Raw genomic sequence first — 26,988 nt, 5'->3', positions numbered from 1 at the left:
GGCCGAAGACGTTGCGGCGGGCCACGATTCGGAGGGCTACTCGGCCCCCAGCTGCGGGTCCGCCTCGAGATGGGTCAGCCCGTTCCACATCAGGTTCACCAGGTGGGCGGCCACCACTTCCTTCTTCGGCTCGCGGGTGTCCAGCCACCACTGCGCAGTCATCGACACCGAGCCGACAAGCGCCTGCGCGTACAGCGGCGCTAGTTCCGGATCCAGACCGCGGCGGGCGAAATCGCCGGCCAGGATCGACGACACCTGGTTGACGGCGTCGTTGAGCAGGCTCGAGTAGGTCCCCGAACTGATCGCGGCGGGCGAGTCGCGGATCAGGATCCGGAAGCCGTCGGTGCGCTCCTCGACGTAGGTCAGCAGGGCCAGCGCCACCCGCTCGACGCGAACCCGGGAGCGGTTGTTGGTCAGCGACGAAGTGATGCCGTCGAGCAGGGCCGACATCTCCCGGTCGACGACCACCGCGTAGAGGCCCTCCTTGCCGCCGAAGTGCTCGTAGACCACCGGCTTGGAGACATTGGCGCGCTGGGCGATCTCCTCGATCGAGGTGCCTTCGTAACCGCGTTCGGCAAACAGCGACCGGGCGATGTCGATGAGCTGGCGGCGTCGCTCGGTGCCCGTCATGCGGGCCCGCGGCGCGCGCGGCTCCTTCTCCGGTGCTGCCATCAGGTCAGCGTACGTGCTTGCATTAGAGTCTCAGGCGAACATTTCAGCCAGTCCGTCGTGGTGTAATCGGCAGCACCTCTGATTTTGGTTCAGATAGTTCAGGTTCGAGTCCTGGCGACGGAGCTCGCAGCGAAAAGGCGCGACTGTGCGGTTCATACGGTGCGGACGGCGTGGCGCGTTTTGAAACCGCACACTGGGGAGGTCCGGTGACCACACACGACCAGGCAGCCGTCTTGGTCCTGGCAGCAGGCGCCGGAACCCGCATGCGTTCCGACATTCCCAAGGTGCTGCACACCCTGGGTGGGCGCAGCATGCTCTCGCACGCCCTGCACGCGGTGGCCAAGGTGGCCCCCGACCAGATCGTGGTGGTACTCGGCAAGGATCGCGAGCGCATCGCCCCGGTGGTCGACGAGCTGGCCGACTCGCTGGGCCGGCGCATCGAGGTCGCGGTGCAGGACCAGCAGCTGGGCACCGGACACGCGGCGCTGTGCGGCTTGTCGGCACTGCCCGAGGATTTCGACGGTGTCGTCGTCGTCACCTCGGGTGACATTCCCCTGCTCGACGCTGACACCCTCGCCGAACTCATCGAAAGCCACCGTGGCGAGCCGGCCGCCGTCACCGTGCTCACCACCACCCTGCCCGACTCGAGAGGCTACGGCCGCGTTCTGCGCACCCAGGACGGCGAGGTCATCGCGATCGTCGAGGAAACCGACGCCACTCCGCAGCAGCGCGCGATTCGCGAAGTCAACGCGGGTATCTACGCCTTCGACATCGCCGCCCTGCGCTCGGCGCTGAGCAGACTGTCGTCCGACAACGCCCAGCAGGAGCTCTACCTGACCGACGTCATCTCGATCGTGCGCGCCGACGGGCAGATCGTGCACGCCAAGCACGTCGACGACTACGCCATGGTGGCCGGCGTCAACGACCGGGTGCAGCTCTCGGATCTGGCCCGCGAACTCAACCGGCGGATCGTCGCCGCCCATCAGCGCGCCGGCGTCACCGTCGTCGACCCGCTGAGCACCTGGATCGACGTCGACGTCGTGATCGGCCGCGACACCGTCATCCGGCCCGGTACCCAGCTGCTGGGCGCCACCCGGATCGGCGGGCGCTGCGAAATCGGCCCGGACACCACGTTGACCGACGTCAGCGTCGGCGACGGCGCCTCGGTGGTGCGCACCCACGGCAGCGAGTCGGCGATTGGGGACGAGGCGACGGTCGGGCCGTTCACCTTCCTGCGGCCGGGCACCGAGCTGGGCGCCAAGGGCAAGCTGGGCACCTTCGTCGAGACCAAGAACGCCGTCATCGGCACCGGCACCAAGGTGCCGCACCTGACCTATGTCGGTGACGCCGAGATCGGCGAGCACAGCAACATCGGCGCCTCCAGCGTGTTCGTCAACTACGACGGCGAGAACAAGAACCGGACGACCATCGGCTCGCACGTGCGCACCGGCTCGGACACCATGTTCATCGCCCCGCTCACAGTGGGCGACGGTGCATACACCGGTGCGGGCACCGTGCTGCGCGAGGACGTGCCGCCCGGGGCGCTGGCGGTTTCGTCCGGAACGCAGCGCAACATCGAAGACTGGGTGCTGCACAAGCGGCCGGGCAGCGCGTCGGCCAAAGCCGCCGAGAAAGCCAAGAAGGCCCGGTCGGACGACGACTCCGGGGAGTGATCCCCGTCGCCAGATGTTGCCTTTTTGGTAACCTGGCGACCCGGCACCGTACGATTAGCCCGTATCGACCTCCGACCGGCAAGGGCGCACAGTGGGCACGGACTGGACCGACAATCGCAAAAACCTGATGCTCTTCTCGGGCCGCGCACACCCTGAACTGGCCGACCAGGTCGCCAAGGAACTCGACGTCCAGGTCACCGCGCAGACCGCACGGGACTTCGCCAACGGCGAAATCTTCGTCCGGTTCGACGAGTCCGTCCGCGGCTGCGACGCCTTCGTGCTGCAGTCCCATCCCGCACCGCTGAACAAGTGGTTGATGGAACAGCTGATCATGATCGACGCGCTCAAGCGCGGCAGCGCCAAGCGGATCACCGCGATCCTGCCGTTCTATCCCTACGCCCGCCAGGACAAGAAGCACCGCGGCCGCGAGCCGATCTCGGCCCGACTGGTGGCCGACCTGTTCAAGACCGCCGGCGCCGACCGGATCGTCTCGGTCGACCTGCACACCGATCAGATCCAGGGCTTCTTCGACGGCCCGGTGGACCACATGCGGGCACAGCCGCTGCTAACCGGCTACATCCGGGACAACTACAACTGCGAGAACGTCGTCGTGGTCTCCCCCGACTCCGGTCGCGTCCGCGTCGCCGAGAAGTGGGCCGACGCCCTGGGCGGCACCCCGCTGGCCTTCATCCACAAGACCCGCGACCCGAAGGTGCCCAACCAGGTGGTGTCCAACCGGGTCGTCGGCGACGTGGCGGGTAAGACCTGCGTGCTGACCGACGACATGATCGACACCGGCGGCACCATCGCCGGGGCGGTCAAACTGCTGCACAACGACGGCGCCAAGGACGTCATCATCGCCGCCACGCACGGTGTGCTGTCGGATCCGGCCCGCGAGCGGCTGGCAGACAGCGGTGCCCGCGAGGTGATCGTCACCAACACCCTGCCCATCGACGACGCCAAGCGCTTCCCGCAGCTGACCGTGCTGTCGATTGCCCCGCTGCTGGCCAGCACGATCCGCGCGGTGTTCGAAAATGGCTCGGTGACAGGGCTTTTCGACGGAGACGCATAGGGAGCCTCGTTGCCTGCCACACCCGTCATCTACCACAATCCCCGTTGCAGCACCTCCCGCAAGACCCTCGACCTGTTGCGCGACAACGGCATCGAGCCGACGATCGTCGAGTACCTGAAGACGCCGCCGTCCCGCGCCGAGATCGCCAAGCTGATCTCCGACGCGGGCATCGATGTGCGCACCGCCGTCCGCAAACGCGAATCCCTTTACGGTGAACTGAATCTCGCCGATGCCAGTGATGACGAGCTACTCGACGCGATGGCGGCCAACCCGATCCTGATCGAGCGTCCGTTCGTGGTGACCGCCAAGGGCACCCGCCTGGCCCGGCCGATCGACGCGGTGCACGAGATTCTGTGAAGGCACGCGCCGCAGTCCTGCCCCTTGCGCTGGTCTTGACGGCGTGCGGGTCGAATCCGCCCGACTACTCGTCGATCTGGACGTCCTCGACGACGCCCACCACCACGACCACCAGCAATTCGGACAAGCCGCAGCCCATCGCGAAGTACCTCTACGGCCTCGGCGTCACCGGCGAGCAGATCCCGCTGGACAAGCTGACCGACCTGACGGTGACGCTGCCCAAGCCGCCGGGCTGGACCAAGTACTCCAACCCGAACTTCTCCCCCGGCACCGAGATGATCGCCAAGAACAACACCTACCCGACGGCGATGGTGGTCGTGTTGCGGCTGACCGGGAACTTCGACGTGGGCGAAGCGCTCAAGCACGCCAGCGTCGACGCCGAGATGTCGAAGAACTTCACCAAGCTCAACTCCTCGAGCGACCCCTTCGACGGCTTCCCCTCGGCGATGATCGAGGGCAGCTACGACGCCGCCGACGGCGAGCGACTGCATACCTACAACCGGGTGGTGATCCCGGTGACGCCCGCGCCGAAGTTCCAGCGCTACCTGGTGCAGTTCACCGTGACCACCCTTGCCGACCAGGCCGCCGCGCAGTCCGACGACATCGAGGCAGTCATCAGAGGCTTCAGCGTCACGGTGAAGTAGGTCGTCGCCTTTCCTCCCGCGAGCAGACGCAAAGGTGTCTGAAACAACGGCGTGTCGGGGCCTTTTGTGTCTGCTCGGCAGGAGTGGACGGCCCACCGCCAGGGGACTCTGGCAGCTGTCCGAGCAGCTCACAGGCACTGAATTTCCGCTCTGAGCGCGCTATCGGCTAACCTTGAGGCCGCGTCACGGCGAGGGTGGTCCGGCCACCGTTATCGACGAGGCCTTCGCGTAAGCGATCTGGTGCCTGCCTTTGCCGTGCGGAGTGACCCACGACAGGCAACACAGGAGCACCGAAATGGCCAAAGGCCTGACCGTCAACAAACTCAGCGTCGCTGTGCGCACCAAGACTGGTAAGGGTGCTTCTCGGCGCGCGCGCCGCGAGGGCCTGGTGCCCGTGGTCCTCTACGGCCACGGCGCCGACCCTCAGCACCTCGAGCTGAACGCCCGCGACTTCGCCGCGGTGCTGCGGCATTCCGGCACCAACGCGGTGCTCACCCTCGACATCAACGGCAAGGAGCAGCTGGCGCTGACCAAGGCCATCGAGGTGCACCCGGTCCGCCGCAACATCCAGCACGCCGACCTGATCGTGGTCCGTCGCGGCGAGAAGGTGACCGTCGAGGTGAACGTCGTCCTCGAAGGTGACGCCGCTTCGGGCGCCCTGGTCACCCAGGATGCCAGCAGCATCGAGATCGAGGCCGACGCCATGTCGATCCCGCAGCAGCTGACCGTGTCGATCGAGGGCGTCGAGGAGGGCACCCAGATCACCGCCGGCCAGGTCGAGCTGCCCGCGGGCGTCACCCTGATCAGCGATCCCGACCTGCTGGTCGCCAACATCGTCGCTGCGCCGTCCGCCGAGGAACTCGAGGCCGAGGGGGGCGGCGAGTCGCTGCAGGAGCAGGCGGAGGCCGCCGAGGAGACCGCGGCCGCCGGGGGAAAGTCGGCCGAGGCCGAGTAAGCGCCCGCCATGGCCGAGCCACCACTACTGGTCGTCGGCCTGGGCAACCCGGGACCGCAGTACGCCAAGACCCGGCACAACGTCGGGTTCATGGTGGCCGACCTGCTCGCAGGCCGCATGGGTGCGGTGTTCAAGGTGCACAAGAAGTCCGGCGCCGAGATCGCCACGGGCCGGCTCGGCCACCGGCCGGTCGTGCTGGCCAAGCCCAGGACCTACATGAACGAGTCGGGCCGCCAGGTCGGACTGCTGGCGAAGTTCTACTCGGTGTCGCCGGCCGACGTGATCGTCATCCACGACGAGCTCGACATCGACTTTGGGCTGATCCGCCTGAAGCTCGGTGGCGGCGAGGGCGGCCACAACGGCCTGCGCTCGGTGGCTAATGCGTTGGGCACCAAGAACTTTCAGCGGGTACGCATCGGGATCGGCCGCCCGCCGGGGCGTAAGGACCCAGCGGCCTTCGTGCTGGAGAGCTTCTCGCCCGCCGAGCGCACCCAGGTGCCGACCATCTGCGAAATGGCCGCCGACGCTACCGAACTGCTGATCGAACTAGGCCTGGAACCGGCGCAGAACCAGGTGCACGCCTGGTGAACAAGCCGTCACCCGCGGCGCACCGCTTTGTCCTGCAACGGTCGAAGGCTAGAACAGCGACAGCTGACGGGTGGCTGCGCCGCCGAAGGTCTGCGGCGCCGGCCGCTGGCGCACCCGCACCGGCCACCAGAACCACCGGCCCAGCAACGCCGCGAGCGACGGCGTCATGAACGATCGGACGATCAGCGTGTCGAACAAGAGGCCCAGGGCGATCGTCGTTCCGATCTGGCCGAGCACCCGCAGGTCACTGAAGATGAACGACGCCATCGTGAACGCGAACACCAGTCCCGCCGCGGTCACGACCGACCCGCTGCCGGCCATGGAGCGGATGATGCCGGTGTTGACACCGGCTTGGATCTCCTCCCTGAATCGGGAGACCAGCAGAAGGTTGTAGTCCGAGCCTACCGCTAACAGCAGGATCACCGCCAAAGGCAATATCACCCAATACAATTGGATTCCCAGGAGATGCTGCCAGACCAGGACCGACAGGCCGAACGATGCCCCTAGTGACAGCGCAACGGTGCCCACGATGACGAACGCTGCGACGAGGCTTCGCGTGATGAACATCATGATCAGCAAGATCAGGCTGAGCGAGGCGATGCCGGCGATGAGCAGGTCGTAGTGTGCCATGTCCGCGATGTCCTTGTACGTCGCGGCCGTACCACCGATGAAGATCCTCGACCCAGCCAACGGCGTGCCCTTGACCGCCTCCTTAGCCGCATGCCGGATGGCGTCGATATGCGAAATACCTTCCGGCGTAGCGGGATCGCCGCTATGAGTGATGATCATGCGCGCGGCCTTGCCGTCCGGTGACAGGAACAGTAGCAAGCCGCGTTGGAACTCGGGGTTGTCGAATGCTTCCGGCGGCAGGTAGAAGGAATCATCCGTCTTCGATGCGTCGAAGGCCTGGCCCAGAGCGGTCGCATTCTGCAACGCCGCCGCGCTCTGGTCATAGATCCCCGATAACGTGGCGTAGTTCGTCATCGTCAAATCGCGGTTGGTCTGCTGATTCTCGATCTGCGGCGGAATCAGCGCCAACAACTTCGGCTGGAGTTCGTCGAGCTTGGTGATGCTGGCCGAGACGTTGGCCAGCTGATCGGTCAGTGCGTCGAGGCCGTCCAGCGCGTCGAACAGTGACCGGATCGCCCAGCAGATGGGGATGTCGAAACAGTGCGGTTCCCAGTAGAAATAGTTGCGGATCGGCCGGAAGAAGTCGTCGAAGTTCGCGATCTTGTTGCGCAGGTCCTGGGCGATGGCGACGGTGTCCCTGAACGCCTGTGCCTGCTCGTCGGTGATGGCGCTCGACTGCTGCTGCAGCACATACTGCTGTCGCAGGATGTTGATCGAATCGTTGATGACCTTCACCTGCTTGACCAGATCAGCCGCGCGGTCCTGCTGGAAGGGCAGACTGTTGATCTGTGCCGCGCTGCCGGCGCTGATCTGAAACGGAATCGAGGTGTGGTCCAACGGTGTGCCCAGTGGCCGGGTGATCGACTGCACCTGCGCGATGCCGTCGGTGTGGAAGACCGCCTTGGCCACCCGCTCCAGCAAGATCATGTCGGTGGGATTCCGTAGATCGTGATCGGATTCGATCATCAGGAGTTCGGGATTGAGCCGCGCCTTCGAGAAGTGCCGCTCCGCGGCGGCATAGCCCACGTTGGAGGGCGCGCTGGCCGGCATGTATTGACTGACGTCGTAACTGACCTTGTAGCCGGACAGTGCAGCCACCCCTACGATCGCGAGCGCGAGCGTGGCGATAAGGATTGGCCCCGGCCATCGGACGATTGCCGTGCCGATCCGTCGCCAACCTCGTTTGGCCGTCTTGCGTTTGGGGTCCAGCAAGCCGAACCGGCTGCCGATGACCAGCACCGCGGGCGCCAGCGTCAACGACGCGATCAGCGCGACGGACACCCCGATGGCGGCGGGGATCCCGAGGCTCTGGAAGTACGGCAGGCGGGTGAAGGACAGGCAGTACACCGCGCCGGCGATGGTCAGTCCGGAACCGAATATCACGTGCGAGGTCCCGCGGTACATGTCGTAGAACGCGACCTCGCGGTCGTCACCGTCGTTGCGTCTCTCGTGATAGCGACCGAGCAGGAAGATGACGTAATCGGTTCCGGCAGCGATGACCAGCAGCGTGAGGAGGTTGGTCGAATAGGTCGACAGGCCAATGAATCCAGCGTTTGCCAGGAACGCAACGATGCCGCGGGCCGCCGACATCTCGATGAGTACCGTGACGAGCGCGAGGATCATCGTGATCGGCGAGCGGTAGACGATGAGCAACATCGCCGCGATCACGCCGATCGTCAGCAGCGTGACCGTTTCCGTGCTTTGGTTTCCGACTTCGAACTGATCGGCGATCTGGGCTGCCGAGCCGGCGACGTAGGCGTGCACGCCCGGCGGTGCCGGAGTATTCGCGATGATGTGGCGCACCGCGTCCACAGACTCCAGCGACGGCGCCTCACCCTGGTTGCCGGCAAGGAACACCTGGACATAGGCGGCCCTTCCGTCCGGGCTCTGCGAGCCCGCGGCGGTGAGCGGATCACCCCAGAAGTTCTGTACGTGCTGGACGTGCTTGGTGTCGGCCTCCATCCGCTTGACCAGGTCGTCGTAGTAGCCGTGGGCGTCGGCGCCGAGCGGCTGATCGCCTTCGAGCACCACCATCGCGGCGCTGTCGGAGTTGAATTCGCCGAACACCTTGCCGATGCGCTGAAAGGCCTGCAGCGAGGGCGAGTCGGGAGAACTCAACGCCACGTTGTGTTGTTCACCGACGGCCTCGAGTTGTGGCACGAGCACGTTCGTCATTGCGGCGATCGCCACCCAGAACAAGACGATCGGCACACACAGCCGACGCACCCATCTGGCGATGTGGTCGGTGCGCGTCGGGCGTCCAGCGAGCTGGGTGCTCATCCCGACTTGTCCAGGCAGTAGGTGAAGGCGTTCAGCGTGTTGACGGTTCGTTCGTCCTTGACGACGTCGTCGATCTCGATGCGGCAGCCGATGGCGTCGCTGTCTCCCTGCGCCGAGACGTTGACGAAGACCGCGGGCTGGGTGGTGGTCGCGTCATAGGCCCACGGCAGGGCCGCTTCGTCGACCCGCTGCGGCTGGGCGTTCACGTCCGTGAAGGTGATGGTGGCGACGGTGCCGGGAGGGCCGAACACCTGCATGACGACATGCTTGGGATTGAACGGCACGATCTCGTTCGCGGCCCCGCTCGGGGTGGATGTGACGTCTTTGGAGCCGAAGATGCCGTTGAGCCGGTACACCGCGAACCCCGCCACCGCCACCACGAGCACCGCAACCAGAAGCATCCACCGCCGCATCAACCGGCTTGCGATCGAAATCCGCCGCATCCGTTGCCCTTTCGACAAGCGGTGAATCGTTGACCTACTGTGTGACCATCGACAGGTGGATATCAACTAGGTTGACGGTACGGTACGGGACCGGACCGCACAACCCGTAGCTCAGGCCTCGTGGCGGGTGAGGCTGGGATGAGCACATTGTCGACGAAGTCTGCGACAGTTTGGCGCGACGGAGCCCGACCGGTGAGCACCGAGCGGTAGATCAGGTAGCCGGCAACACGTCCCAGAGGTCATCGGTGACGGCGGAGGCGCTGATCTCCCCGCGGTCGACGGCCCTCGTCAGGAGGTGGCCCATCAGCGCTTTGCGTTGCGTCAGGAACCGTGGCTGCATCATGGCGTCGAGTGTGCTTGTAGGGCGGGAAAACTCGCGAGATCCCGCCCTGGACGCACACTCGAAGCGGAATTAGGTGACCAGCGCGACCGAGTTGGCTCGGCGCAGCTTGCCCGACGGCGTCTTCGGGATGGTACCCGGACCGAGGACCACGACGTTGCGGGGCCGCACGTCGACCTCGGCGACCACCTCGTGCGCGACCTGATGCTCGATCCGGCGCACCTCGATGGGGTCCCGCCAGGCGTTGGACTCCACGGCCACCGCGAAGGTCTCGCGGGAATGGCCGGCATCCAGGCGCACCGCCACGGCACAGCCGGGGCGCACGCCCTCGACCCGCCCGGCGGCCCGCTCGATGTCGGTCGGGTAGATGTTGCGCCCGGCCATGATGATGACGTCCTTGACGCGGCCGCAGACGACGACGTGACCGTTGTCGGTCAGGTAGCCGAGGTCACCGGTGTCATACCAGCCGTTCTCGTCCTGCGCGGGCACGAATCCGCCCATCGTGATGTAGCCCGGGGTCAGCGACTCGCCGCGCAGCTCGATGATGCCGACGCCGCGCGCGGGCAGGACGTTGCCGTCCTCGTCGACGATGCGGGCTTCCAGGTCCTTGAGCAGCGGCCCCAGGGTGGCCAGCCGGCGGGTGTTGCCCTTCGAGGCCGGGACGGCACGGCGCAGCGCGGCCAGTAGGTCGGCGTCGACCTCGTCGACCACCAGGCCCGCGCCGCACTCCGAGAACGACACCGCCAGTGTGGTTTCGGCCATGCCGTAGGCCGGCAGGATGGCCTCCGGACGCAAACCGAACGGGCGACCGGCGTCCAGCAGGTCCTCGACGTCGGCCGGCTCGACCGGCTCGGCGCCGGAGAGCGCGAAGCGCAACGTGGACAAGTCGAACTCACCGGGCTTGGCCTGCCGGCGCAGCCGCTTGGCGAGCAGCGCGTAGGCGAAGTTGGGCGCGGCGGTCATCGTGCCCTTGTACTTGTCGATGAGCTTGGCCCACAGCAGGGTGTCGCGCAGGAAGTCCATCGGCGTGACCTTGACCAGCTCGGCGCCGAAGTACATCGGGATGGTCAGGAAGCCGACCATGCCCATGTCATGGAAGCAGGGCAGCCAGCTGACCATGACGTCGCTGTCGATGTCGTACTTGGCGCCGATGAACATCGCCTCGGCGTTGGAGTGGATGTTGCGGTGCGTGATGACGACTGCCTTCGGCGAACCGGTCGAGCCGGACGTCAGCTGCATCAGCGCGACGTCGTCTTCGGTGGTCTCGACGGGGTCGATGGGTTCGGCGGCCAACAGCTCCTCGACCGTGAGAACCTTCACGCCGCGCTCCTCGAGAACCGGCGCGGCGACCAGGAACGGATCGGAGATGATGATGGCCTTGGCCTCGATCATGTCGATGACGTTGGCGGTGTCCTTGGCCCAGTGCTCCAGGTCGGTCCGCGGGGTGGGCTGGTGCAGCATCGTGAGGCTGGCGCCGCGCATCCACAGGCCCTGTGCGGTGGGGGCGATCTCCACCGGAGCGCCGGCCAGCACGCCGACCGCGTCACCGAGGCCGACTCCGGCGGCGGCCAGGCCACCCGCGATACGTCGGGCGCGTTCGTGGACTTCCAACCAGGTGTGCCGGACCGGCTCGTGCGGCTCGCCGGTCACCATGCCCTTGCTGCTGGTCATGGCGCTGTGGAACATCTTGTCGGTGAAACGGCTCACGACGACCTCCTCGGCATCCGGAGCTGGCTGGTCCCCGCCGCTGGGCACGGCGCGAAAGCCCGGAATTTCATGCTCCACCTGCACGTACGACCTGCATAGGAGGCACGCGGGTACGAGTGGGGCGCTTTTCGGTCTCGAATCGGTGATGCTTCGGGGGCGCCGGGCCACCGCCCGACCCGAATCCGGGTGGGCGATCCGCACGCGTGCAGGTCCTGGCCGCTAGTCATCACCGCCGATTATCTTAAACTTTCCTTAAGTTACCGCCAAGTTTTCATAGTAAATGAGGGCCGCGTCACACCCGACGGGGTTCGGCGTCGCGGTCGCCGCGCTACGACGGCACGACGCGGGCGCCGTGGACGGGCCCGCTGGCCACCCGGACCGTGCGGCACACGCCGGCCCCGGCCAGCTCGGTCCCGATGTCGAGGGCCGCTGCGGCCGAGTCGCACAGGAACGCGCACGTGGGTCCGGACCCGGACACGATGCCGGCCAGCGCACCGGCCTCGATCCCGGCCCGCAGTGTCCGACGCAGGTCGGGCCTCAGGCTCAGGGCGGCCGGTTGCAGGTCGTTACCGAGCAGCGGGGCCAGTTCGCGGGGATCACCGCCGGCCAGCGCGCCCAGCAGCGGCTCGGGATCCGCCAGCCGCGGTGGTGTGCCGGCTTCCCGCAGCCGGTCGATCTCGCCGTACACCGCCGCCGTCGACAGGCCGCCGGCGCCGAAGGCCAGCACCCAGTGGAAAGTGCTGCGGGCCAGTACGGTCGCCAGTTCCTCGCCGCGGCCGGTCCCCAGCGCGGTGCCGCCGTGCAGTGCGAAGGGGACGTCGCTACCCAGTTCGACAGCCAGCGCGTGCAGGTCGCGGCGCGGCGCGCCCAGTTCCCACAGCGTGTTCATGGCGACCAGCACGGCGGCCGCGTCGGCACTGCCTCCGGCCATTCCGCCGGCCACTGGGATCGACTTGTCGATGACGATCTCCACGTCGGGCGCGCGCCCGACGTGCTCGGCCATCAGCTCGGCAGCCCGCCAGGCCAGGTTGCGGGCGTCGGCGGGCAGCTCCTCGGCGCCCTCGCCGACGGTTTGCAGGGACAGCACGTCAGCATTGCGCACGGTCACCTCGTCGACTAGCGAGACGGCATGGAAGACGGTGGTGAGCTCGTGGAACCCGTCGGCACGCCGGTCGCCGACGCCGAGGTAGAGGTTGACCTTGCCCGGCACCCGCACAGTCACCGATCCAGTCGGCACCCACTCCGGGGCGACGCTGCCGTTGGACCGAGACACCGCACGAGACTATCGCGGAATCTAAGGTCGAATAGTGATGCATCCGGGGCAGTCGTTCGAGAGCTACCTCGTCGAAACCGTGCTGGGACGCGGCGGCGAGGCGGCGGTGTACCGCGCCCGCGGCGGCGGTCCCGCCCATCCGGTGGTCGCATTGAAGGTGCTCGACGACGCCCACCGCGATCAGGGCTGCACCGGCCGGCTGGCCCGTGAGTTCCGGCTCGCCGACCGGCTGCGGCACCCGCACATCGTGGAGGTCTACGACCACGGCCCGTTCTGGATCGCCATGCAGTACGTCGACGGTGGCAACGTCACCACCCTGACGACCCTCGACTACCGGCTGCAAGCGCTGGGGCAGATTGCCGCGGCGCTCGACCACGCACATCACGACGGCATCGTGCACGCCGACGTGAAGCCCACCAACATCCTTGTCCACCAACATTTTTCGCAGGACGGTGCGGTGCTCATCGATTTCGGTGTGGCATACGCGCTGGCCGAGGACGTGTGGCATCGCCCGCCCCACGTGCTGGCATCGCTGCCCTACGCCGCCCCCGAACTCCTGCAGGGCCGGCTACCGCAGGCCGCGACTGACGAATACGCGCTGGCATGCACCGCACTGGAAGTGCTCACCGGCCGCACCCCGTTCGCCGGTGACAGTCCACTAGCCCTCGTCGACGCGCACCTACACCTGCCACCACCGGAGGTCTCACACGCGATCTCCTGGCTGTCCAGGAGTTTCGACGTGGTACTGGCAAGAGCGATAGCCAAGGACCCCGACCGGCGCTATGAGTCGTGCACCGAGATGATGCGCTACGTCACCGACGCGGTACGCAGAGGGGTTCATCAGACCTCGGCCGTCCGAGTGGTGCCCTCGGAGGACTCGCTCGACGGGGTGAAATCTCCGGAGCGCTGGTAGAGCCGGACGAAGTCGGCGACGCCGAGCGTCTCACCCCGGCGCGCCGGGTCGATGCTCGCGGCCAGCAGACGCTCGGCGGACTCGTTGCCGGTACCGGCCCACTCCAGGAAGGCGTTGCGCACAGTCTTGCGCCGCTGGGCGAAGGCGATGTCGATCAGTTCGAAGACTTTGTCGCGGAAGCCGTCGGCGGTAGGCCACGGTGAGGTCTCGTAGCGGTCGATGCGGACCAGACCGGAGTACACCCGCGGAATGGGCCAGAACACCGTGGGCGACACCATCCCGTAGCGGCGCGCCTTGCCGAAGAACCGGACCTTCACGCTGGGGACGCCGTAGTCCTTGCCGCCGGGCTCGGCGGCAAGCCGCTCGGCGACCTCGGCCTGGACCATCACCATGACGGTGCGGATCGACGGGAACTCGGCCAGCAGGTGCAGCAGCGCGGGCACGGCGATGTTGTAGGGCAGGTTGGCCACCACGGCGGTCGGCAGTTCGGCCAGGTCGGACCGCTCGAGGGCGAGAATGTCCTGGTTGAGCACGGTCAGCCGGTGGATCTCGCTGTGCGAGTGCTCAGCGATGGTCCTGGGCAGCCGCTGCGCGAGGACGGGATCGATCTCCACGGCGGTCACCGTCGCGCCGCGGTCCAGCAGCGCCAGCGTCAGCGAACCCAGGCCCGGCCCAACCTCGAGGACGTGGTCGTGTTTGTTGACACCCGAGGCCGACACGATCCGGCGCACCGTGTTGGCGTCGTGGACGAAGTTCTGTCCGAGCGACTTACGGGGCCGGAAATCGAGCTCTTTGGCCAGGTTCCTAATCTCTGTGCGTCCGAGGAGACGAATTGTCATCCTGCGCCCCTTCCACACACCGGCCACGCTCCCCAGCCTTGACGCGCGCGTGTGACTTCAGCAATTGCTATTTGCTCTTCTCTGGTTGCCAGATCGGCACGGCCAGCATACCTCAGACCACCGTTTCTTTCCCAGGTGCTCTGATCAAACTGCACGCCCCCATAAAAGCCGTTCCCAGTGTTGATCGCCCAGTTGTTACCCGATTCGCACCTGGCAATGGCGTCCCAAATGGGTCCATTGCTCACCGGAGGAACCTCAGTTCCCGGTTTTGCCCCGACCCGCAGAACCGCGTCACGGGCCGGCACAATAACGGTACTGGCAACGGGCAATCGGCCAGTTTCCACTCCATTGACTTTCGCGACAGCAAAAATCACGTCCTGCACACCCGGCGTTCCCGGATCTTCGACAACCTGACGGCTCACATTCATCGTCGGGTCCTCGATCCGCTTGGCCACCGGAACCAGCGGCACCTGCTGGGTGACCTTTTCGATGCGAATCCTGGTGACCTGGATCTGCATTCCGGCGATCACCGGCGACCACGCGGTGGGAACGACGGTGTCGGCCTGCTCGAGGGGCGCGCCGGCGGCGGCGAGCAGAGCGCCCACATTGGGCGCGGCCAGGTGCACCGTGTCGACCACGCCGCCGTCGTTGATCTGCACGGTCTTCGCGCTGACCACGGGCAGTGCCATGCCCTCAAGCGGAAGGCGGCTGCCGCGGGACGCAGCCGCGGGTGCGGTGTCGGTCATCCGCAGCAGGTCGAGGGCCTCGTCGACGGTCGACGCCGTGGTCCACACCTGCTTGGGGTCCTGGCCGTCGAGCGAGATCTGCAGCGGCCGGCTGCGGCGCAGCACGATGGTGTCGGCGTCGCGCACAGCCTGGTCGGCGGCTGGGAGAAGGTCGTCACGATCGGCGACGGAGTAGCCGTTCTCCTGGACGATGTCCAAAACCCGCGACTTCATCGTGGTGACCTTGACTTGCGCGCCGTCGACGTCGAGGGTGACGGTCTTGTGCGCGGTGACCGCGAAGATGCCGGCGCCGGCGAGCGTGACCAGCAGTGCGGCGACGACGAGGCGAAGTGCGGGCGACGGCGACTGCTGGAGCTTGGTCAACGCATTCAAGTGTTTTCAGTCCCGCCTCGGCTACAACAGACAGGGGCCAGACTGGACCCTTTGATCACAAGACGGTAACGAATAGGGCTACAACGGGCAACTTCAAGATCAGGCTCTCAACAGATCCTTAGAGACCGTAGACGCGCCGCGCCGTCTGCGACGATTGCTCGGCGACCAGCTGGGCGGGGCGGTCGACGACCTCGGCCAGCGCGCGCACCGTGTACGGCAGGCAGTAGGGCTCGTTGGGTGCTCCGCGGAAGGGGTGCGGGGTCAGAAACGGCGCGTCGGTCTCGACCAGCAGCTGCTCGGGCGGAACGAGGGCGGCCGCCGCCCGCAGGTCGGTGGCGTTCTTGAAACTGACCGTGCCGGACAGGCTGATGACCCAGCCGGCGTCCACGCAGGCGCGTGCCATCTGCGGGCCCGAGGAGAAGCAGTGGAAGATCACCGTCTCGGGTGCGCCTTCGGCCCGCAGCACGTCGAGCACCTCCGCGTCAGCCTCCCGGTTGTGGATCATCAGCGGCTTGCCGGTTCGTTTGGCCAGGTCGATGTGCCAGGCGAACGACTCGCGCTGGCGGCCCGGGTCCGCGCAGCCGTCCAGCTTGCCCGGCCAATACAGATCCATCCCCGTCTCGCCGATCGCCACCACCCGCGGCTGGGTCGCCAGCCGCTCGAGTTCGGCGCGCGCAAACTCGATCAGCGCGTCGGCGCGGGTCGGGTGCAGTGCCACCGCGGCGTAGACCCTCGGGTCCCAGGTGGCGGCCTCGGCGGCCCAGCGGGCGGCGTCGAGGTCGTCGGCGACGGTGACCGCCGCGAGCACACCGGCGGCCTCGGCGCGGTCGAGCATGGCGCGGACGTCGTCGACGTCGCGGGCGCCGCAGGCGTCGAGATGAGTGTGGGCATCGATCAATGGTGTGAGGGCCTCCGGCATGGGTGGCGGCTCGCGGCGAGAACTCACGCCCACACCTTAGGGTGAACCTCAAATGAGTGAGCCCTTCTACATCACCACGGCGATCGACTACCCCAACGGTGCACCCCACATCGGGCATGCCTACGAGAAGATCGCGACCGACGCGTTGGCGCGCTTCAAGCGACTCGACGGTTTCGACGTGCGCTTCCTGACGGGCACGGACGTGCACGGCCTGAAGATGGCGGAGACCGCCGCGGCCCGGGGCATCCCCACCGCCGAGCTGGCGCGGCGCAACTCAGACGTCTTCGAGCAGATGCAGCAGCGCCTGAACATCTCGTTCGACCGGTTCATCCGGACCAGCGACGCCGACCACTACGAGTCGTCGAAGGCCATCTGGCGCCGCATGAACGACGCCGGCGACATCTACCTCGGCAGCTACCAGGGCTGGTACTCGGTGCGCGACGAGCGCTTCTTCACCGAAGACGAGACCGAGGTCCGCGACGACGGTGCGCGCTACGCGATCGAGACCGGAACCCCGGTCACCTGGACCGAGGAACAGACCTTCTTCTTCCGGTTGTCCGCCTATGCCGACCGGCTGCTCGCCCACTACGAGGCCAACCCGGATTTCATCGGCCCCGATGTCCGGCGCAACGAGGTGGTCAGCTTCGTCTCGGGGGGCCTGCGCGATCTGTCGATCTCCCGCACCACCTTCGACTGGGGCGTGCCGGTGCCCGATCATCCCGAACACGTCATGTACGTCTGGGTCGACGCCTTGACCAACTACCTCACCGGTGTCGGTTTCCCGGACACCGACTCGGCGATGTTCCAGCGCTACTGGCCGGCCGACCTGCACGTGATCGGCAAGGACATCGTGCGGTTCCACACCGTGTACTGGCCGGCGTTCCTGATGTCGGCGGGCATCGAACTGCCCAGGCGGGTGTTCGCCCACGGATTCATCAACGTCAAGGGCGAGAAGATGAGCAAGTCGGTCGGCAACGTCATCGACCCGATCGCCCTCGTCGACGAGTTCGGCACCGATCAGGTGCGCTACTTCTTCCTGCGAGAGATCCCGTTCGGGCAGGACGGCAGCTACAGCGAGGACGCCATCATCGGCCGGATCAACGCCGACCTCGCCAACGAGTTCGGCAATCTCGCGCAGCGGTCGCTGTCGATGGTGAACAAGAACCTCGACGCCCAGGTGCCCACCCCCGGCGAGTTCACCGCTGAGGACGCCGAACTGCTGGCGATTGCCGACGGCCTGTTGGCGAGGGTGCGGGCGGCGTTCGACGAGCAGGCGATGCACCAGGCGCTCGAGGCGATCTGGCTGATGCTCGGCGCGGCCAACCGCTATTTCTCAGCCCAGGAGCCGTGGGTTCTGCGCAAGTCCGAGGCGCAGGCCGACCAGGACCGCTTCCGCACGGTTCTGTACGTGAGCCTGGAGGTGGTGCGGGTGGCCGCGCTGCTGGTGCAGCCGGTGATGCCGGCGTCGGCGGCCGCGCTACTCGACCTGCTCGGCCAGCCGGAGTCGCAGCGCGACTTCACCGCCGTGACAACATCGATCGCGCCCGGCACGACGTTGCCCGCGCCCACCGGGGTCTTCCCGCGCTATCAGATCGCCGAGCAGACGTAAACGTCGCCCGACACGCCGAGGTTCGGGCACTTTTGCGTCTGCTCGCGCGGGGAAAGGGTGACCTGCGGCACGTAAGGTCACATTCAGAGCATCTGGGGTGTCTCGAGGTCGAACGGCTCAAAACGACCTCAAAGGAGAGATGTGATGACTGAGCACACGACCCGAGTCGTCGTCATCGGCGGCGGCTACGCCGGGGTGATCGCGGCCAACCATCTGCGACTGCGGCCCGACGTCCACATCACCCTGGTGAACCCGCGCCCGCAGTTCGTCGAGCGGATCCGTCTGCACCAACTGGTCGCCGGATCCGACGACGCCGTCGTGGACTACGCCGAGATCCTCGGCCCGGGCATCGAGTTAGTGGTCGACGCGGCCACCGGCATCGACACCGGCGCGCGAGAGGTGGCGCTGTTCAACGGGGCGCCGCTGTCCTACGACTACCTGATCTACGCGGTGGGCAGCGGCTCGGGCGGCCCCACAGCGCCCGGCGTCGACGAATTCGCTTATCCCATCGCCGATCTCGAGGAAGCCAAGCGCCTCAACGCCGCCCTCGACGAGCAGCACTACGCCGCGCCGGTGTGCGTGGTCGGTGCGGGCCCGACGGGCATCGAGACCGCTGCCGAACTCGCCGAGCAAGGTAGAAGGGTCACCCTGGTATGCGGACCCGTCTTGGGGCCGTACCTGAGCACCCCGGGGCGCCGGTCGGTGGCCAAGCGGCTGGGCCGCCTCGGTGTCGAGATGCTCGACGGTCCCGGCTCGATCGTCACCGCGGTCGCCGCCGACGCGATCACGCTTGACGACGGCCGACGGCTGCCGAGCTTGGTGACGATCTGGACCGCCGGGTTCGGCGTGCCGGATCTGGCGTCGAGGTCCGGGCTGCGCACCGACGCGATCGGCCGGCTGCTCACCGACGAAACCCTGACGAGCATCGACGACGGACGCGTCGTGGCCGCCGGGGACGCCGCCGCACCGTCGGGCGAGCCGTTGCGGATGAGCTGCCAGGCTGCGATCCCGCTGGGCGCCCAGGCAGCTAACACCGTGCTGTCCCGCATCGCCGGCGAGCAGCCCGCCGTCCTCGACCAGGCCTTCAACGGCCAGTGCGTCAGCCTGGGCCGCGGCGCGGGCATCATCCAGTTCGCCCACAAGGACGACACGGCGATGCCGCTGTACATCGCGGGCTGGACCGCCGCGAAGCTCAAGGAGGCGGTGTGCAAGGGCACGATCGCCGGCCTGCGCCGTGAGGCGCGCAAGCCCGGTTCGGTGTTCTGGTTCAAGGGTGGCCGCCACGTCGTCGGTGCGGCGGTGTCGACACCATGACCGCCAGCGACGAGCACGCCGAGCGATTCACCCTGCTGCGCCCACTGCTGTTCACGATCGCCTACGAGATCCTGGGCTCGGCCACGGAGGCCGACGACGTGCTGCAGGACAGCTACCTGCGGTGGGCCGGGGTCGACCTGGCCGAGGTGCGCGACACCAAGGCCTACCTGGCCCAACTGGTCACCCGGCAGGCGCTGAACACGCTGCGGGCCCAGGCTCGGCGCCGGGAGGACTACGTCGGCCCGTGGCTGCCCGAGCCGCTGCTGCTCGACGAGCACGACGGCGCCGCGGACGTGGTGCTGGCCGAGTCGGTGTCGATGGCGATGCTCGTGGTGCTCGAGACGCTGACCCCGGACGAACGCGCGGTGTTCGTCCTGCGCGAGGTGTTCGGCTTCAGCCATGACGAAATCGCCTCAGCCATAGGCAAATCCACGACCGCAGTGCGTCAGATGGCACACCGCGCCCGCGAGCATGTGCACGCACGGCGCAGGCGCTTCGAACCCGTCGACGCCCAGCAGTCCGAGCAGATCACCACCCAGTTCCTGATGGCGGCGGCCACCGGCGATCTGGAGGGGCTGATGGCGATGCTGGCGCCCGACGTGGTGTTCACCTCCGACAGCGACGGCAAGGTCAGCGCGGCCCGGCGCCCGGTGCTCGGGCCGGAGAAGGTGGCCAGGCTGCTGATCGGCCTGCTGAGCCGGGCCGGCTCCGAGTACCGCATCGAGCCCGCGACCTACAACAGCACACCGGCGATGATCGTCTACCGCGACGAGAAGCCGGACAGCGTGTTCCTGATCGAGATGAGCGACGGCAAGATCACCAACTTCTACGCGATGCGCAATCCGGAGAAGCTGGCGTCGGTCACCGTCCGCCGGGAGATCAGCCGCTAAACCCGCTCTCCTCCGCCCGCGAGCCCCCTCCTCTCCCCGCGAGCAGACGCAGAATCGCGCGATTCGGGCCTCATGCGGGCGACTTTGCGTCTGCTCGCGGCAGGCGTCAGGCTTAGGCGATGCGCATCGAGCGGCTCGGCGACGGCGGCACCGCCGCCGACGTTCTGCGCTCGCTCGCCGGCGCCACCGGCCGCTTGGGTCTGCCGCCGCCGGCCGCGTTCGTCGGCGACTGGTTCGGCTCGGCCGCGGTGGTGGCACCCAGCGTCGCCGTCCTGCCCACCGACCCCGCCGACGCGTTCGCCGTCGCACCGGGCGCACGCAGCGACGCGGTCGGCGGTGGGTGGATCGGGTACCTGTCCTACCCCGACGCCGCCGCCGACGGCGGCGGGCCGCGGATCCTGGAGGCGGCCGGCGGGTGGACCGACTGCGCGTTACGCCTGGATGCGGACGGGTGCTGGTGGTACGAAAGCGTCTCCGGCGCAACCATGCAGCCCTGGGTGAGCGCCGCCCTGGCCGCTCCGCCGCCGCGTGGTGTGTGCGACATCGACTGGAACGAACCGGATTTCGCAGCACATCAGGCCGGGGTGCTGGACTGCCTGGCCGCGATCGGTGCGGGCGAGTGCTACCAGGCCTGCGTGTGCACCCAGTTCACCGGCGCGGTCACCGGGTCACCGGTGAATTTCTTCGCCGACGCGGTGGCCCGAACCGCCCCCGCCCGGGCGGCCTACCTCGCCGGCGACTGGGGTGCGGTCGCATCGCTGTCACCGGAATTGTTCTTGCGACGCAATGGAACTCAGGTGACATCCAGTCCGATCAAGGGCACGTTGCCATTGCACGCCACACCCGCGCAACTGCGGGCGTCGGTCAAGGACGTCGCCGAGAACATCATGATCGTCGACCTGGTGCGCAACGACCTGGGGCGGGTGGCCAACACCGGAACCGTGACCGTTCCCGAACTGCTGGCGGTGCACGCCGCGCCCGGGGTGTGGCACCTGGTGTCGACCGTGTGCGCGACAGTGCCGGCCGATCTGCCCACCGCGGCGCTGCTGTCTGCGGCGTTTCCGCCCGCATCCGTCACCGGAACGCCGAAAACCCATGCCCGCAAGCTTCTCTCGCAGTGGGAGCCGCACCGGCGCGGGGTGTACTGCGGCAGTGTCGGCATGGCCTCGCCGATTGCGGGCACAGAACTCAACGTGGCTATCCGCACCGTCGAGTTCGACACCGACGGCGGCGCGGTGCTCGGCGTGGGCGGCGGCATCACCGCCGACTCTGACCCGCTGGCCGAATGGCAGGAGTGCCTGCACAAGGCCGCCACGATCGTGGGTCACGAGTCCCGGGCACGCAGCACGGCATCGTAGAGTTCGCGCCGCGACGGCGCGCCGGGATGGGCGTCCACGACCTGCGCGCAGGCGTCCTTGACCCGAAGGCCCTCGGCGACCAGCGCATCGACCTCAGCCACCAGCGTCGGCAGGTCGGCCACCGGCCGCGCACCGTCGAGGACAACGGTGATCTCACCGAGCACCTTCTCATCGGCCCACTCGGCCAGCTCGGCCAGCGACCCGCGCAGCACTTCCTCGTGGACTTTGGTCAGTTCGCGGCACACCACCGCCCTGCGCTCGCCGCCCAGTTCGCCGACCGCGTCACGCAGACACTCGGCGAGCCGGCGCGGGGACTCGAAGAACACGGTGGTTCGCGGCTCGGCGGCCAGGCCGGCCAGCCAGGCCCGGCGCGCGGACTGCTTGCGCGGCGCGAAGCCCTCGAAGCAGAACCGGTCGGACGGCAGGCCCGAGACGGCCAGCGCGGTGGTCACCGCCGATGGACCGGGCAGGCAGCTCACCGGCAGGCCGGCCTCGACACAGGCGGTCACCATGCGGTAGCCGGGGTCGTTGATCAGTGGCATGCCGGCGTCGCTGACCACCAGCACGGTGGCCCCGCCCTTGATGTCGTCGACCAGGGCCGGGACCCGAGCCGCCTCGTTCTGGTCGAAGAGGCTGACCACCCGGCCGGCGATCTTCACCCCGAGCGCTGAAGCGAGCGTGCGCACCCGCCGGGTGTCCTCGGCGGCCACGATGTCCGCGCTGGCCAACGCGTCGACCAGCCGTTTCGAGGCATCGGAAGGCTGGCCCAGCGGCGTGGCACCGAGCAGGAGTCGGCCAGTGGGCTCCGGCGGGTAGGAGCGAAGCGACTCGGGGATCGGCACAGCCACACCCTACGATCGACATCGATGACTGCTACCGCCGACGACCTCGACGCGCACCCGCGCGGGGTCCCCGTCATCAGCCCCGCGCCGCTGGTGCCGGTCGCCGACTTCGGCCCGACCGACCGCATCGAGGGCTGGGCCGCGACCGCGATCGTCGCCGCGCTGGCCGCGCTGACCCGCCTGATGAACCTCGGCTCGCCCACCGACGCGGGTACACCGATCTTCGACGAGAAGCACTACGCGCCGCAGGCCTGGCAGCTGCTGTACAACTACGGCGTCGAGGACAACCCGGGCTTCGGCCTGGTGGTGCACCCGCCGGTCGGCAAGCAGCTCATCGCGATCGGCGAGGCACTGTTCGGCTACACCGGCGTGGGCTGGCGGTTCAGCAGCGCGGTGCTGGGCGTGCTGCTGGTGGCGCTGGTAGTCCGGATCGTGCGTCGCATCAGCCGGTCGACGATGCTCGGCGCGATCGCCGGGTTGCTTCTCATCGCCGACGGCGTCAGCTTCGTCGCGGCCCGCACCGCGCTGCTGGACAGCTTCCTGACGTTCTTCGTGGTCGCGGCCTTCGGCGCGCTGATCGTCGACCGCGATCAGGTCCGCGAGCGCATGCACAACGCCCTGCTGGAGGGCCGCATCGCCGAGACGCCATGGGGTCCGCGGCTTGGCGTGCGGTGGTGGCGATTCGCGGCGGGCGTGCTGCTGGGCCTGGCTTTCGCGACCAAGTGGTCGGGGCTGTACTACATCGTGTTCTTCGGCGCGATGTCGCTGGCGTTCGACGTCGCGGCGCGCCGCGCCTACCGGGTGCCGCGGCCGTGGTTCGGGGTGCTCCGGCACGACCTCGGGCCGAGCGCGTATGTCTTCGCGGTGATCCCGTTCGCGGTGTACCTGGCGTCGTACGCGCCGTGGTTCTCCTCGGAGACGGCGGTCAACCGCTACGAGGTGGGCCAGTCGATCGGCGAGCGGCGGTGGTTCCAGCCGCCCGACGCGATCCGGTCGCTGTGGCACTACACGTACAAGGCGTATCACTTCCACTCGACGCTGACGAACTCGGCCGGCAACCATCATCCGTGGGAGTCCAAGCCGTGGACATGGCCGATGTCGCTGCGGCCGGTGCTGTACGCGATCGACAACCAGAACGTGCCCGGCTGCGGGGCGACCTCGTGTGTGAAGGCCGTCATGCTGGTGGGCACGCCCGCGATGTGGTGGCTGGCGGTACCGGTCCTGATCTACTCGGGATGGCGGGCGTTCGTGCGCCGCGACTGGCGCTTCGCGGTGGTGCTCACCGGGTATTGCGCAGGCTTCCTGCCGTGGTTCGCCGACATCGACCGGCAGATGTACTTCTTCTACGCGGTGCCGATGGCGGCATTCCTGGTGATGGCGATCGCACTGATCCTCGGTGAGATCCTGCACGCCCCGAATCAGAACACCGAGCGACGGACCCTGGGGCTGATCGTGGTCAGCGGCTACATCGCCCTGGTCATCACCAACTTCGCCTGGATGTATCCGATCCTGACCGGCATTCCGATTTCGCAGTCGACGTGGAACATGGAGATCTGGCTGCCCAGCTGGCGGTAGGCGTGCCGGAGCTGGTCGCCGACACCGCCTTGGCGCAGACCAGCTGGTCGTGGCGACCGCGCTTCACCGTGGCCGACATCTCCCGCGACGCCTGGCGCTTCCAGCAGATGAACCCGAACGGGTATCAGCCGGTCGACTGATCGCCAGGATACGATCGGGCTGATGAGGAGCGGGGAATCGGCATCGCCGCCGTTCAGGGGGCACGGATCAACGGGGCGACCACAATCATGGCCGTGGATCCCGTTGCCGCCAAACTTGATTCGGCACTGAGCTTCGGCGCCCCCACACCGCGACCTCGGCGGCCCAGGCGCTGGAGCTGATCCTCGGTGGCGAAGGTCCCCGAGCCGCCGGTGACGGCCAGCGTCCCGTCGATGAGCAGATCGGTCACAGCGCGTCCCGGGCGACCGGGCACGACATGCACCGTGGCCCGCCGCGCCCGGTACCGAGCTCAGATGCGGCGATCGGCAGCACCTCGATGCCCGAATCCTGCAGCCGCGTATTGGTTTCGGTGTTGTGCTCGTAGGCGACGACCACGCCGGGGGCGAGCGCGAGGGTGTTGTCGCCGTGGTCCCACTGCTTGCGTTCGGCGGTCACCGGGTCCAGTCCGGTGTCGATGACGCGCAGTCGGTCGACGCCCATCGCTTCGGCGGCGGCCTTGACGAACGGCGCTTCGTCGAGGATCGTCACACCGTCGGGCGTGCGCTTGATGGTGAAGGCGGACAGCGAATCCTTGATCGCCGGGCACATCACGACCGCGTCCACATCGACCATCGTGCACACCGTATCGAGGTGCATCTGGGCACGCTCCTGCGCGATCGGCACGGCCAGGACAGTGTGGGCCAGTTCGTCGTCGAACAGGCTGCGCGCCAATGCCTCCGCGCCAGCCGGGGTGGTGCGCTCCCCCACGCCGATGGCCACCACTCCAGGCGCGAGCAACAGCACGTCGCCGCCCTCGACCGGCGTGGTGTGCGACTCGTAGGCCCGGCGCACGCCGAGAAAGCGGGGATGGTGGGCGTAGATCAGGTCAGTCAGCGACGTCTCGCGGCTGCGGGCTGGAAGCGCCAGCGAGGTGATTGCGACCCGGGGGCCGAACCAGAACGACGAGTCGCGGGTGAACAGCAGATTGGGCAGCGGATCGATGACGAAGTCGCCGCCGTGGTGCATGCGGCGCACCAGCGAGGTGTCGGCCTTGGCGCTGGACGGCAGTTCGGTGAAGGTCATGCCCGCGGTCAGCAGGGGCGCCAGCTCGGGTGGCTGAAGGCCGCGCAGGTAGGCCGAAAGCTCTTGAGCCAGAGGCAGTCCAAGGCGGCGGGCGTCGACCGCGGCGGCGATTCCCTGCATTCGGGCGGCACCGCTGTCCAGCGCCTCGGTCAACAGGTCGGACATCAGCAGCACTTCCACGCCGCGCGAGCGCAGCAGGTCGGCGAACGCGTCGTGCTCCTCCTGCGCGCGCGACACCCACGGCAGGCCGTCGAACGGCAGCTTGTCGTTGGTGCGCGGAGTCAGCCGTTGCAGCTCGGCGCCGGGCCGGTGCAGGATGACGACCCGCAGCGTTCCAACCTCGGAGTTGGTGCCCAGCACGGTGGCAGTCACAGCTAGTGTCCTGAGTCATTCATTCGTCGGCAGTGGCTGGCGATCGAATCAAGGATTTGATCGGCGGTCTTGGCCCAGACGCAGGGGCGTGGGCTGTCGTTCCACGTGCTGATCATGGAGGCGTTGTCGAGCACGACATGGCAGTCAAGGTCGGCTGGGGCTGCGGCGTCGATCGTCTTCAGAAAGGCCAGAAACTCCTGGGCGCGGTGGCGGGAGTGCAGGGACCCGATGACCTTGCCGGTGGTCGAGTCGAGGGCGGCGCGCCATACCCGCGACACCATCGACTGACTCGGCCCGAGATGGTTCGCCATCGAGCGGGTCGACCACAGCGTGGCATCCGGCGAAGTGGTTTCTAAACGCTCGGCCTGATCCACATTGGAGCCCCCGTCAGCCGCAGCCAGCTCGATCTTGGCGCTCAACGCCAGACCAGCAGCACTCTTGCGTCGTCGCGTCCGCGCCTCCAACTCGGCCCGTTCAGCATCGGTCAGAACGATCTCAGCGGCAGTTGAGACACTAGCACGTTAGCCGCTCGGACGACCCCAACAATCGTCGCGGTGTGACCGAGCACCAGCTGACGCCCGGTGACGTCGCCCGCCGCGCGGGAGTGGCCATGGCCTTCATCAGAATGTCGCAGCGGCTGGGCATTCCGCTGGCGAACGTCGCCGAGGCGCCGGCGACGTTACCCGCCGACCGGGTGCCGACCAGCCGCGGCTGAGCCGGGCTGTCGGCGGGCTGGCGCAGCGAAGCCCTAGCCGATTCGAACGGGTGTGCGATAACCTGGCGGCGTGTCTGTGTCGGTTCAGGGCGCTTTGTTCGAGCACAGTGAGCGTCGCGATCTCGGTGCCGGCGCCTGGGTCGACCTGCGCTCGTCCTGGGCGGACGACGCTCATGCCCTGTTCGACGAGCTGCTGTCGGTCATCCCCTGGCGCGCCGAACGCAGGCAGATGTACGACCGGGGGCTCGACGTGCCGCGGCTGGTCAGCTTCCACGACCTGACCACCGGGCCGGCACCCCACCCGGCCATCACCAAGTTGCGTCGCCGGCTCAACGACATCTACGCCGGGGAACTGGGTGAACCGTTCACCTCGGCGGGGTTGTGCCTGTACCGCGACGGCTCCGACAGCGTCGCCTGGCACGGCGACACCGTGGGCCGCAGCAGCACCGAGGACACCATGGTCGCCATCGTCAGCCTGGGCGCCACCCGGGTGCTGGCCCTGCGGCCGCGCGGCGGCGGTCAGTCGCTGCGCCTGCCTCAGCACCATGGTGATCTGCTGGTGATGGGTGGTTCGTGCCAGCGCACCTGGGAGCACGCCGTGCCCAAGACCGCGATACCGAAGGAGCCGCGGATCAGCATCCAGTTCCGTCCGCGCGACGTGCGATGAGC

28 protein-coding genes and 1 tRNA gene are annotated in these 26,988 nt (G+C 67.7%); 16 read left to right on the top strand and 13 right to left on the bottom strand.

The features are described from left to right. Window positions 1-36: 36 nt before the first annotated feature. On the bottom strand, window positions 37-672 hold the full coding sequence (locus K9U37_RS07455; RefSeq protein WP_243071154.1) for a TetR/AcrR family transcriptional regulator: 636 nt from the start codon (window positions 670-672) through the stop codon (window positions 37-39). A gap of 51 nt (window positions 673-723) precedes the next feature. On the opposite strand from K9U37_RS07455, the gene K9U37_RS07450 reads away from it, so the two are divergent. From K9U37_RS07450 to pth, 7 genes are all read left to right on the top strand, one after another. Next, window positions 724-795: transfer RNA gene (locus K9U37_RS07450), tRNA-Gln, on the top strand. 83 nt (window positions 796-878) lie between these two features. Next, complete coding sequence (gene glmU, locus K9U37_RS07445) at window positions 879-2,345, top strand: bifunctional UDP-N-acetylglucosamine diphosphorylase/glucosamine-1-phosphate N-acetyltransferase GlmU (RefSeq protein WP_308197350.1); 1,467 nt, start codon at window positions 879-881, stop codon at window positions 2,343-2,345. 91 nt (window positions 2,346-2,436) lie between these two features. Beyond that, entirely contained in the window at window positions 2,437-3,417 is a 981-nt protein-coding gene (locus tag K9U37_RS07440; RefSeq protein ID WP_243071153.1) for a ribose-phosphate diphosphokinase, read from the top strand. A 9-nt stretch (window positions 3,418-3,426) separates the two neighbouring features. Beyond that, entirely contained in the window at window positions 3,427-3,774 is a 348-nt protein-coding gene (gene arsC, locus K9U37_RS07435) for an arsenate reductase (glutaredoxin) (protein WP_243071152.1), read from the top strand. Continuing rightward, window positions 3,771-4,418: an LpqN/LpqT family lipoprotein gene (locus K9U37_RS07430; protein WP_243071151.1), complete on the top strand. Its 648-nt coding sequence runs from the start codon at window positions 3,771-3,773 to the stop codon at window positions 4,416-4,418. Before arsC ends, K9U37_RS07430 begins: the two co-directional genes overlap by 4 nt. Window positions 4,419-4,713: 295 nt before the next feature. Then, complete coding sequence (locus tag K9U37_RS07425; RefSeq protein WP_243071150.1) at window positions 4,714-5,373, top strand: 50S ribosomal protein L25/general stress protein Ctc; 660 nt, start codon at window positions 4,714-4,716, stop codon at window positions 5,371-5,373. Between the two features lie 9 nt (window positions 5,374-5,382). Next, entirely contained in the window at window positions 5,383-5,961 is a 579-nt protein-coding gene (gene pth / locus K9U37_RS07420; protein ID WP_243071149.1) for an aminoacyl-tRNA hydrolase, read from the top strand. Window positions 5,962-6,009: 48 nt separating this feature from the next. Here the strand turns inward: pth and K9U37_RS07415 are convergent, their stop codons facing one another. The 5 genes from K9U37_RS07415 to K9U37_RS07395 form a co-directional block, all read right to left on the bottom strand. Beyond that, window positions 6,010-8,871, bottom strand: a complete 2,862-nt coding sequence (locus K9U37_RS07415) for an MMPL/RND family transporter (protein ID WP_243071148.1) — start codon at window positions 8,869-8,871, stop codon at window positions 6,010-6,012. Beyond that, on the bottom strand, window positions 8,868-9,314 hold the full coding sequence (locus K9U37_RS07410) for an MmpS family transport accessory protein (protein ID WP_243071147.1): 447 nt from the start codon (window positions 9,312-9,314) through the stop codon (window positions 8,868-8,870). The genes K9U37_RS07415 and K9U37_RS07410 overlap by 4 nt, the downstream gene beginning before the upstream one ends. A 211-nt stretch (window positions 9,315-9,525) precedes the next feature. Beyond that, the gene (locus K9U37_RS07405; RefSeq protein ID WP_243071146.1) at window positions 9,526-9,657 is read right to left on the bottom strand and encodes a TetR family transcriptional regulator C-terminal domain-containing protein; all 132 of its coding nucleotides are present in this window, start codon (window positions 9,655-9,657) and stop codon (window positions 9,526-9,528) included. Between the two features lie 69 nt (window positions 9,658-9,726). Further along, window positions 9,727-11,361 carry a fatty acyl-AMP ligase gene (locus K9U37_RS07400; protein ID WP_243071145.1) on the bottom strand — a complete coding sequence of 545 codons (1,635 nt, stop codon included), beginning with the start codon at window positions 11,359-11,361 and terminating at the stop codon, window positions 9,727-9,729. 328 nt (window positions 11,362-11,689) lie between these two features. Next, complete coding sequence (locus K9U37_RS07395) at window positions 11,690-12,634, bottom strand: 4-(cytidine 5'-diphospho)-2-C-methyl-D-erythritol kinase (RefSeq protein WP_243071144.1); 945 nt, start codon at window positions 12,632-12,634, stop codon at window positions 11,690-11,692. Between the two features lie 37 nt (window positions 12,635-12,671). Here K9U37_RS07395 and K9U37_RS07390 point away from each other — a divergent pair, with 37 nt between their 5' ends. Beyond that, window positions 12,672-13,547: a serine/threonine-protein kinase gene (locus K9U37_RS07390; protein WP_252393949.1), complete on the top strand. Its 876-nt coding sequence runs from the start codon at window positions 12,672-12,674 to the stop codon at window positions 13,545-13,547. Here the strand turns inward: K9U37_RS07390 and rsmA are convergent. The 3 genes from rsmA to K9U37_RS07375 form a co-directional block, all read right to left on the bottom strand. After that, on the bottom strand, window positions 13,475-14,386 hold the full coding sequence (rsmA, locus tag K9U37_RS07385; RefSeq protein WP_243071142.1) for a 16S rRNA (adenine(1518)-N(6)/adenine(1519)-N(6))-dimethyltransferase RsmA: 912 nt from the start codon (window positions 14,384-14,386) through the stop codon (window positions 13,475-13,477). The genes K9U37_RS07390 and rsmA overlap by 73 nt on opposite strands. Continuing rightward, window positions 14,383-15,504, bottom strand: a complete 1,122-nt coding sequence (locus tag K9U37_RS07380) for a resuscitation-promoting factor (protein ID WP_243071141.1) — start codon at window positions 15,502-15,504, stop codon at window positions 14,383-14,385. Before K9U37_RS07380 ends, rsmA begins: the two co-directional genes overlap by 4 nt. Window positions 15,505-15,622: 118 nt before the next feature. Continuing rightward, entirely contained in the window at window positions 15,623-16,423 is an 801-nt protein-coding gene (locus K9U37_RS07375; RefSeq protein ID WP_243073268.1) for a TatD family hydrolase, read from the bottom strand. A 52-nt stretch (window positions 16,424-16,475) separates the two neighbouring features. Between K9U37_RS07375 and metG the strand changes: the two genes are divergently transcribed. The 4 genes from metG (at window position 16,476) to K9U37_RS07355 (ending at window position 21,594) form a co-directional block, all read left to right on the top strand. Further along, a complete protein-coding gene (metG, locus tag K9U37_RS07370; protein WP_243071140.1) occupies window positions 16,476-18,032 on the top strand; it encodes a methionine--tRNA ligase in 1,557 nt (518 codons plus the stop codon). A gap of 144 nt (window positions 18,033-18,176) precedes the next feature. Further along, window positions 18,177-19,346: an NAD(P)/FAD-dependent oxidoreductase gene (locus tag K9U37_RS07365; RefSeq protein ID WP_243071139.1), complete on the top strand. Its 1,170-nt coding sequence runs from the start codon at window positions 18,177-18,179 to the stop codon at window positions 19,344-19,346. Continuing rightward, window positions 19,343-20,236: an RNA polymerase sigma-70 factor gene (locus K9U37_RS07360; RefSeq protein WP_243071138.1), complete on the top strand. Its 894-nt coding sequence runs from the start codon at window positions 19,343-19,345 to the stop codon at window positions 20,234-20,236. Before K9U37_RS07365 ends, K9U37_RS07360 begins: the two co-directional genes overlap by 4 nt. A 119-nt stretch (window positions 20,237-20,355) precedes the next feature. Then, entirely contained in the window at window positions 20,356-21,594 is a 1,239-nt protein-coding gene (locus K9U37_RS07355) for an aminodeoxychorismate synthase component I (RefSeq protein WP_243071137.1), read from the top strand. Here K9U37_RS07355 and rsmI read toward each other — a convergent pair. Continuing rightward, the gene (gene rsmI, locus K9U37_RS07350; protein WP_243071136.1) at window positions 21,561-22,436 is read right to left on the bottom strand and encodes a 16S rRNA (cytidine(1402)-2'-O)-methyltransferase; all 876 of its coding nucleotides are present in this window, start codon (window positions 22,434-22,436) and stop codon (window positions 21,561-21,563) included. The two genes, K9U37_RS07355 and rsmI, sit on opposite strands and share 34 nt — an antisense overlap. A gap of 24 nt (window positions 22,437-22,460) precedes the next feature. On the opposite strand from rsmI, the gene K9U37_RS07345 reads away from it, so the two are divergent. Next, window positions 22,461-24,011: a dolichyl-phosphate-mannose--protein mannosyltransferase gene (locus tag K9U37_RS07345; protein ID WP_243071135.1), complete on the top strand. Its 1,551-nt coding sequence runs from the start codon at window positions 22,461-22,463 to the stop codon at window positions 24,009-24,011. A gap of 2 nt (window positions 24,012-24,013) precedes the next feature. Then, entirely contained in the window at window positions 24,014-24,151 is a 138-nt protein-coding gene (locus K9U37_RS07340) for a hypothetical protein (protein WP_243071134.1), read from the top strand. A 53-nt stretch (window positions 24,152-24,204) separates the two neighbouring features. Here K9U37_RS07340 and K9U37_RS07335 read toward each other — a convergent pair whose 3' ends face one another. The 3 genes from K9U37_RS07335 to K9U37_RS20420 are packed head-to-tail and all read right to left on the bottom strand — an operon-like array spanning window position 24,205 to window position 26,098. After that, window positions 24,205-24,399: a hypothetical protein gene (locus K9U37_RS07335; RefSeq protein ID WP_243071133.1), complete on the bottom strand. Its 195-nt coding sequence runs from the start codon at window positions 24,397-24,399 to the stop codon at window positions 24,205-24,207. After that, window positions 24,396-25,592, bottom strand: coding sequence for an arginine deiminase (gene arcA / locus K9U37_RS07330; RefSeq protein WP_372489561.1), 1,197 nt, complete (start codon window positions 25,590-25,592; stop codon window positions 24,396-24,398). Before arcA ends, K9U37_RS07335 begins: the two co-directional genes overlap by 4 nt. A gap of 14 nt (window positions 25,593-25,606) precedes the next feature. Then, window positions 25,607-26,098, bottom strand: coding sequence for a hypothetical protein (locus K9U37_RS20420; RefSeq protein WP_372489560.1), 492 nt, complete (start codon window positions 26,096-26,098; stop codon window positions 25,607-25,609). 62 nt (window positions 26,099-26,160) lie between these two features. On the opposite strand from K9U37_RS20420, the gene K9U37_RS07320 reads away from it, so the two are divergent. Together K9U37_RS07320 and K9U37_RS07315 are read left to right on the top strand one after the other, a co-directional pair. After that, window positions 26,161-26,319, top strand: coding sequence for a MerR family transcriptional regulator (locus K9U37_RS07320; RefSeq protein WP_372489417.1), 159 nt, complete (start codon window positions 26,161-26,163; stop codon window positions 26,317-26,319). A gap of 70 nt (window positions 26,320-26,389) precedes the next feature. Next, window positions 26,390-26,986 (top strand): alpha-ketoglutarate-dependent dioxygenase AlkB, encoded by a 597-nt coding sequence (locus K9U37_RS07315; protein WP_243071131.1) that lies wholly within the window; start codon window positions 26,390-26,392, stop codon window positions 26,984-26,986. Window positions 26,987-26,988 lie beyond the last annotated feature (2 nt).

It is taken from the genome of Candidatus Mycolicibacterium alkanivorans (assembly GCF_022760805.1).
GTDB lineage: Bacteria > Actinomycetota > Actinomycetes > Mycobacteriales > Mycobacteriaceae > Mycobacterium > Mycobacterium alkanivorans.
Note: the sequence above shows the minus strand (reverse complement) of the source record. Positions and strands in the feature narration are given on the sequence as shown.

What these genes read in the sequence shown, in the direction of transcription:
- K9U37_RS07415 (WP_243071148.1), bottom strand. Translation starts at nt 8,871, where the DNA reads ATGAGCACCCAGCTCGCTGGACGCCCGACGCGCACCGACCACATCGCC.
- K9U37_RS07355 (WP_243071137.1), top strand. Translation starts at nt 20,356, where the DNA reads ATGCGCATCGAGCGGCTCGGCGACGGCGGCACCGCCGCCGACGTTCTG.
- K9U37_RS07390 (WP_252393949.1), top strand. Translation starts at nt 12,672, where the DNA reads ATGCATCCGGGGCAGTCGTTCGAGAGCTACCTCGTCGAAACCGTGCTG.
- rsmA (WP_243071142.1), bottom strand. Translation starts at nt 14,386, where the DNA reads ATGACAATTCGTCTCCTCGGACGCACAGAGATTAGGAACCTGGCCAAA.
- K9U37_RS07365 (WP_243071139.1), top strand. Translation starts at nt 18,177, where the DNA reads ATGACTGAGCACACGACCCGAGTCGTCGTCATCGGCGGCGGCTACGCC.
- K9U37_RS07375 (WP_243073268.1), bottom strand. Translation starts at nt 16,423, where the DNA reads ATGCCGGAGGCCCTCACACCATTGATCGATGCCCACACTCATCTCGAC.
- K9U37_RS07455 (WP_243071154.1), bottom strand. Translation starts at nt 672, where the DNA reads ATGGCAGCACCGGAGAAGGAGCCGCGCGCGCCGCGGGCCCGCATGACG.
- K9U37_RS07360 (WP_243071138.1), top strand. Translation starts at nt 19,343, where the DNA reads ATGACCGCCAGCGACGAGCACGCCGAGCGATTCACCCTGCTGCGCCCA.
- K9U37_RS07345 (WP_243071135.1), top strand. Translation starts at nt 22,461, where the DNA reads ATGACTGCTACCGCCGACGACCTCGACGCGCACCCGCGCGGGGTCCCC.
- K9U37_RS07410 (WP_243071147.1), bottom strand. Translation starts at nt 9,314, where the DNA reads ATGCGGCGGATTTCGATCGCAAGCCGGTTGATGCGGCGGTGGATGCTT.
- K9U37_RS07425 (WP_243071150.1), top strand. Translation starts at nt 4,714, where the DNA reads ATGGCCAAAGGCCTGACCGTCAACAAACTCAGCGTCGCTGTGCGCACC.
- metG (WP_243071140.1), top strand. Translation starts at nt 16,476, where the DNA reads ATGAGTGAGCCCTTCTACATCACCACGGCGATCGACTACCCCAACGGT.
- pth (WP_243071149.1), top strand. Translation starts at nt 5,383, where the DNA reads ATGGCCGAGCCACCACTACTGGTCGTCGGCCTGGGCAACCCGGGACCG.
- K9U37_RS07405 (WP_243071146.1), bottom strand. Translation starts at nt 9,657, where the DNA reads ATGATGCAGCCACGGTTCCTGACGCAACGCAAAGCGCTGATGGGCCAC.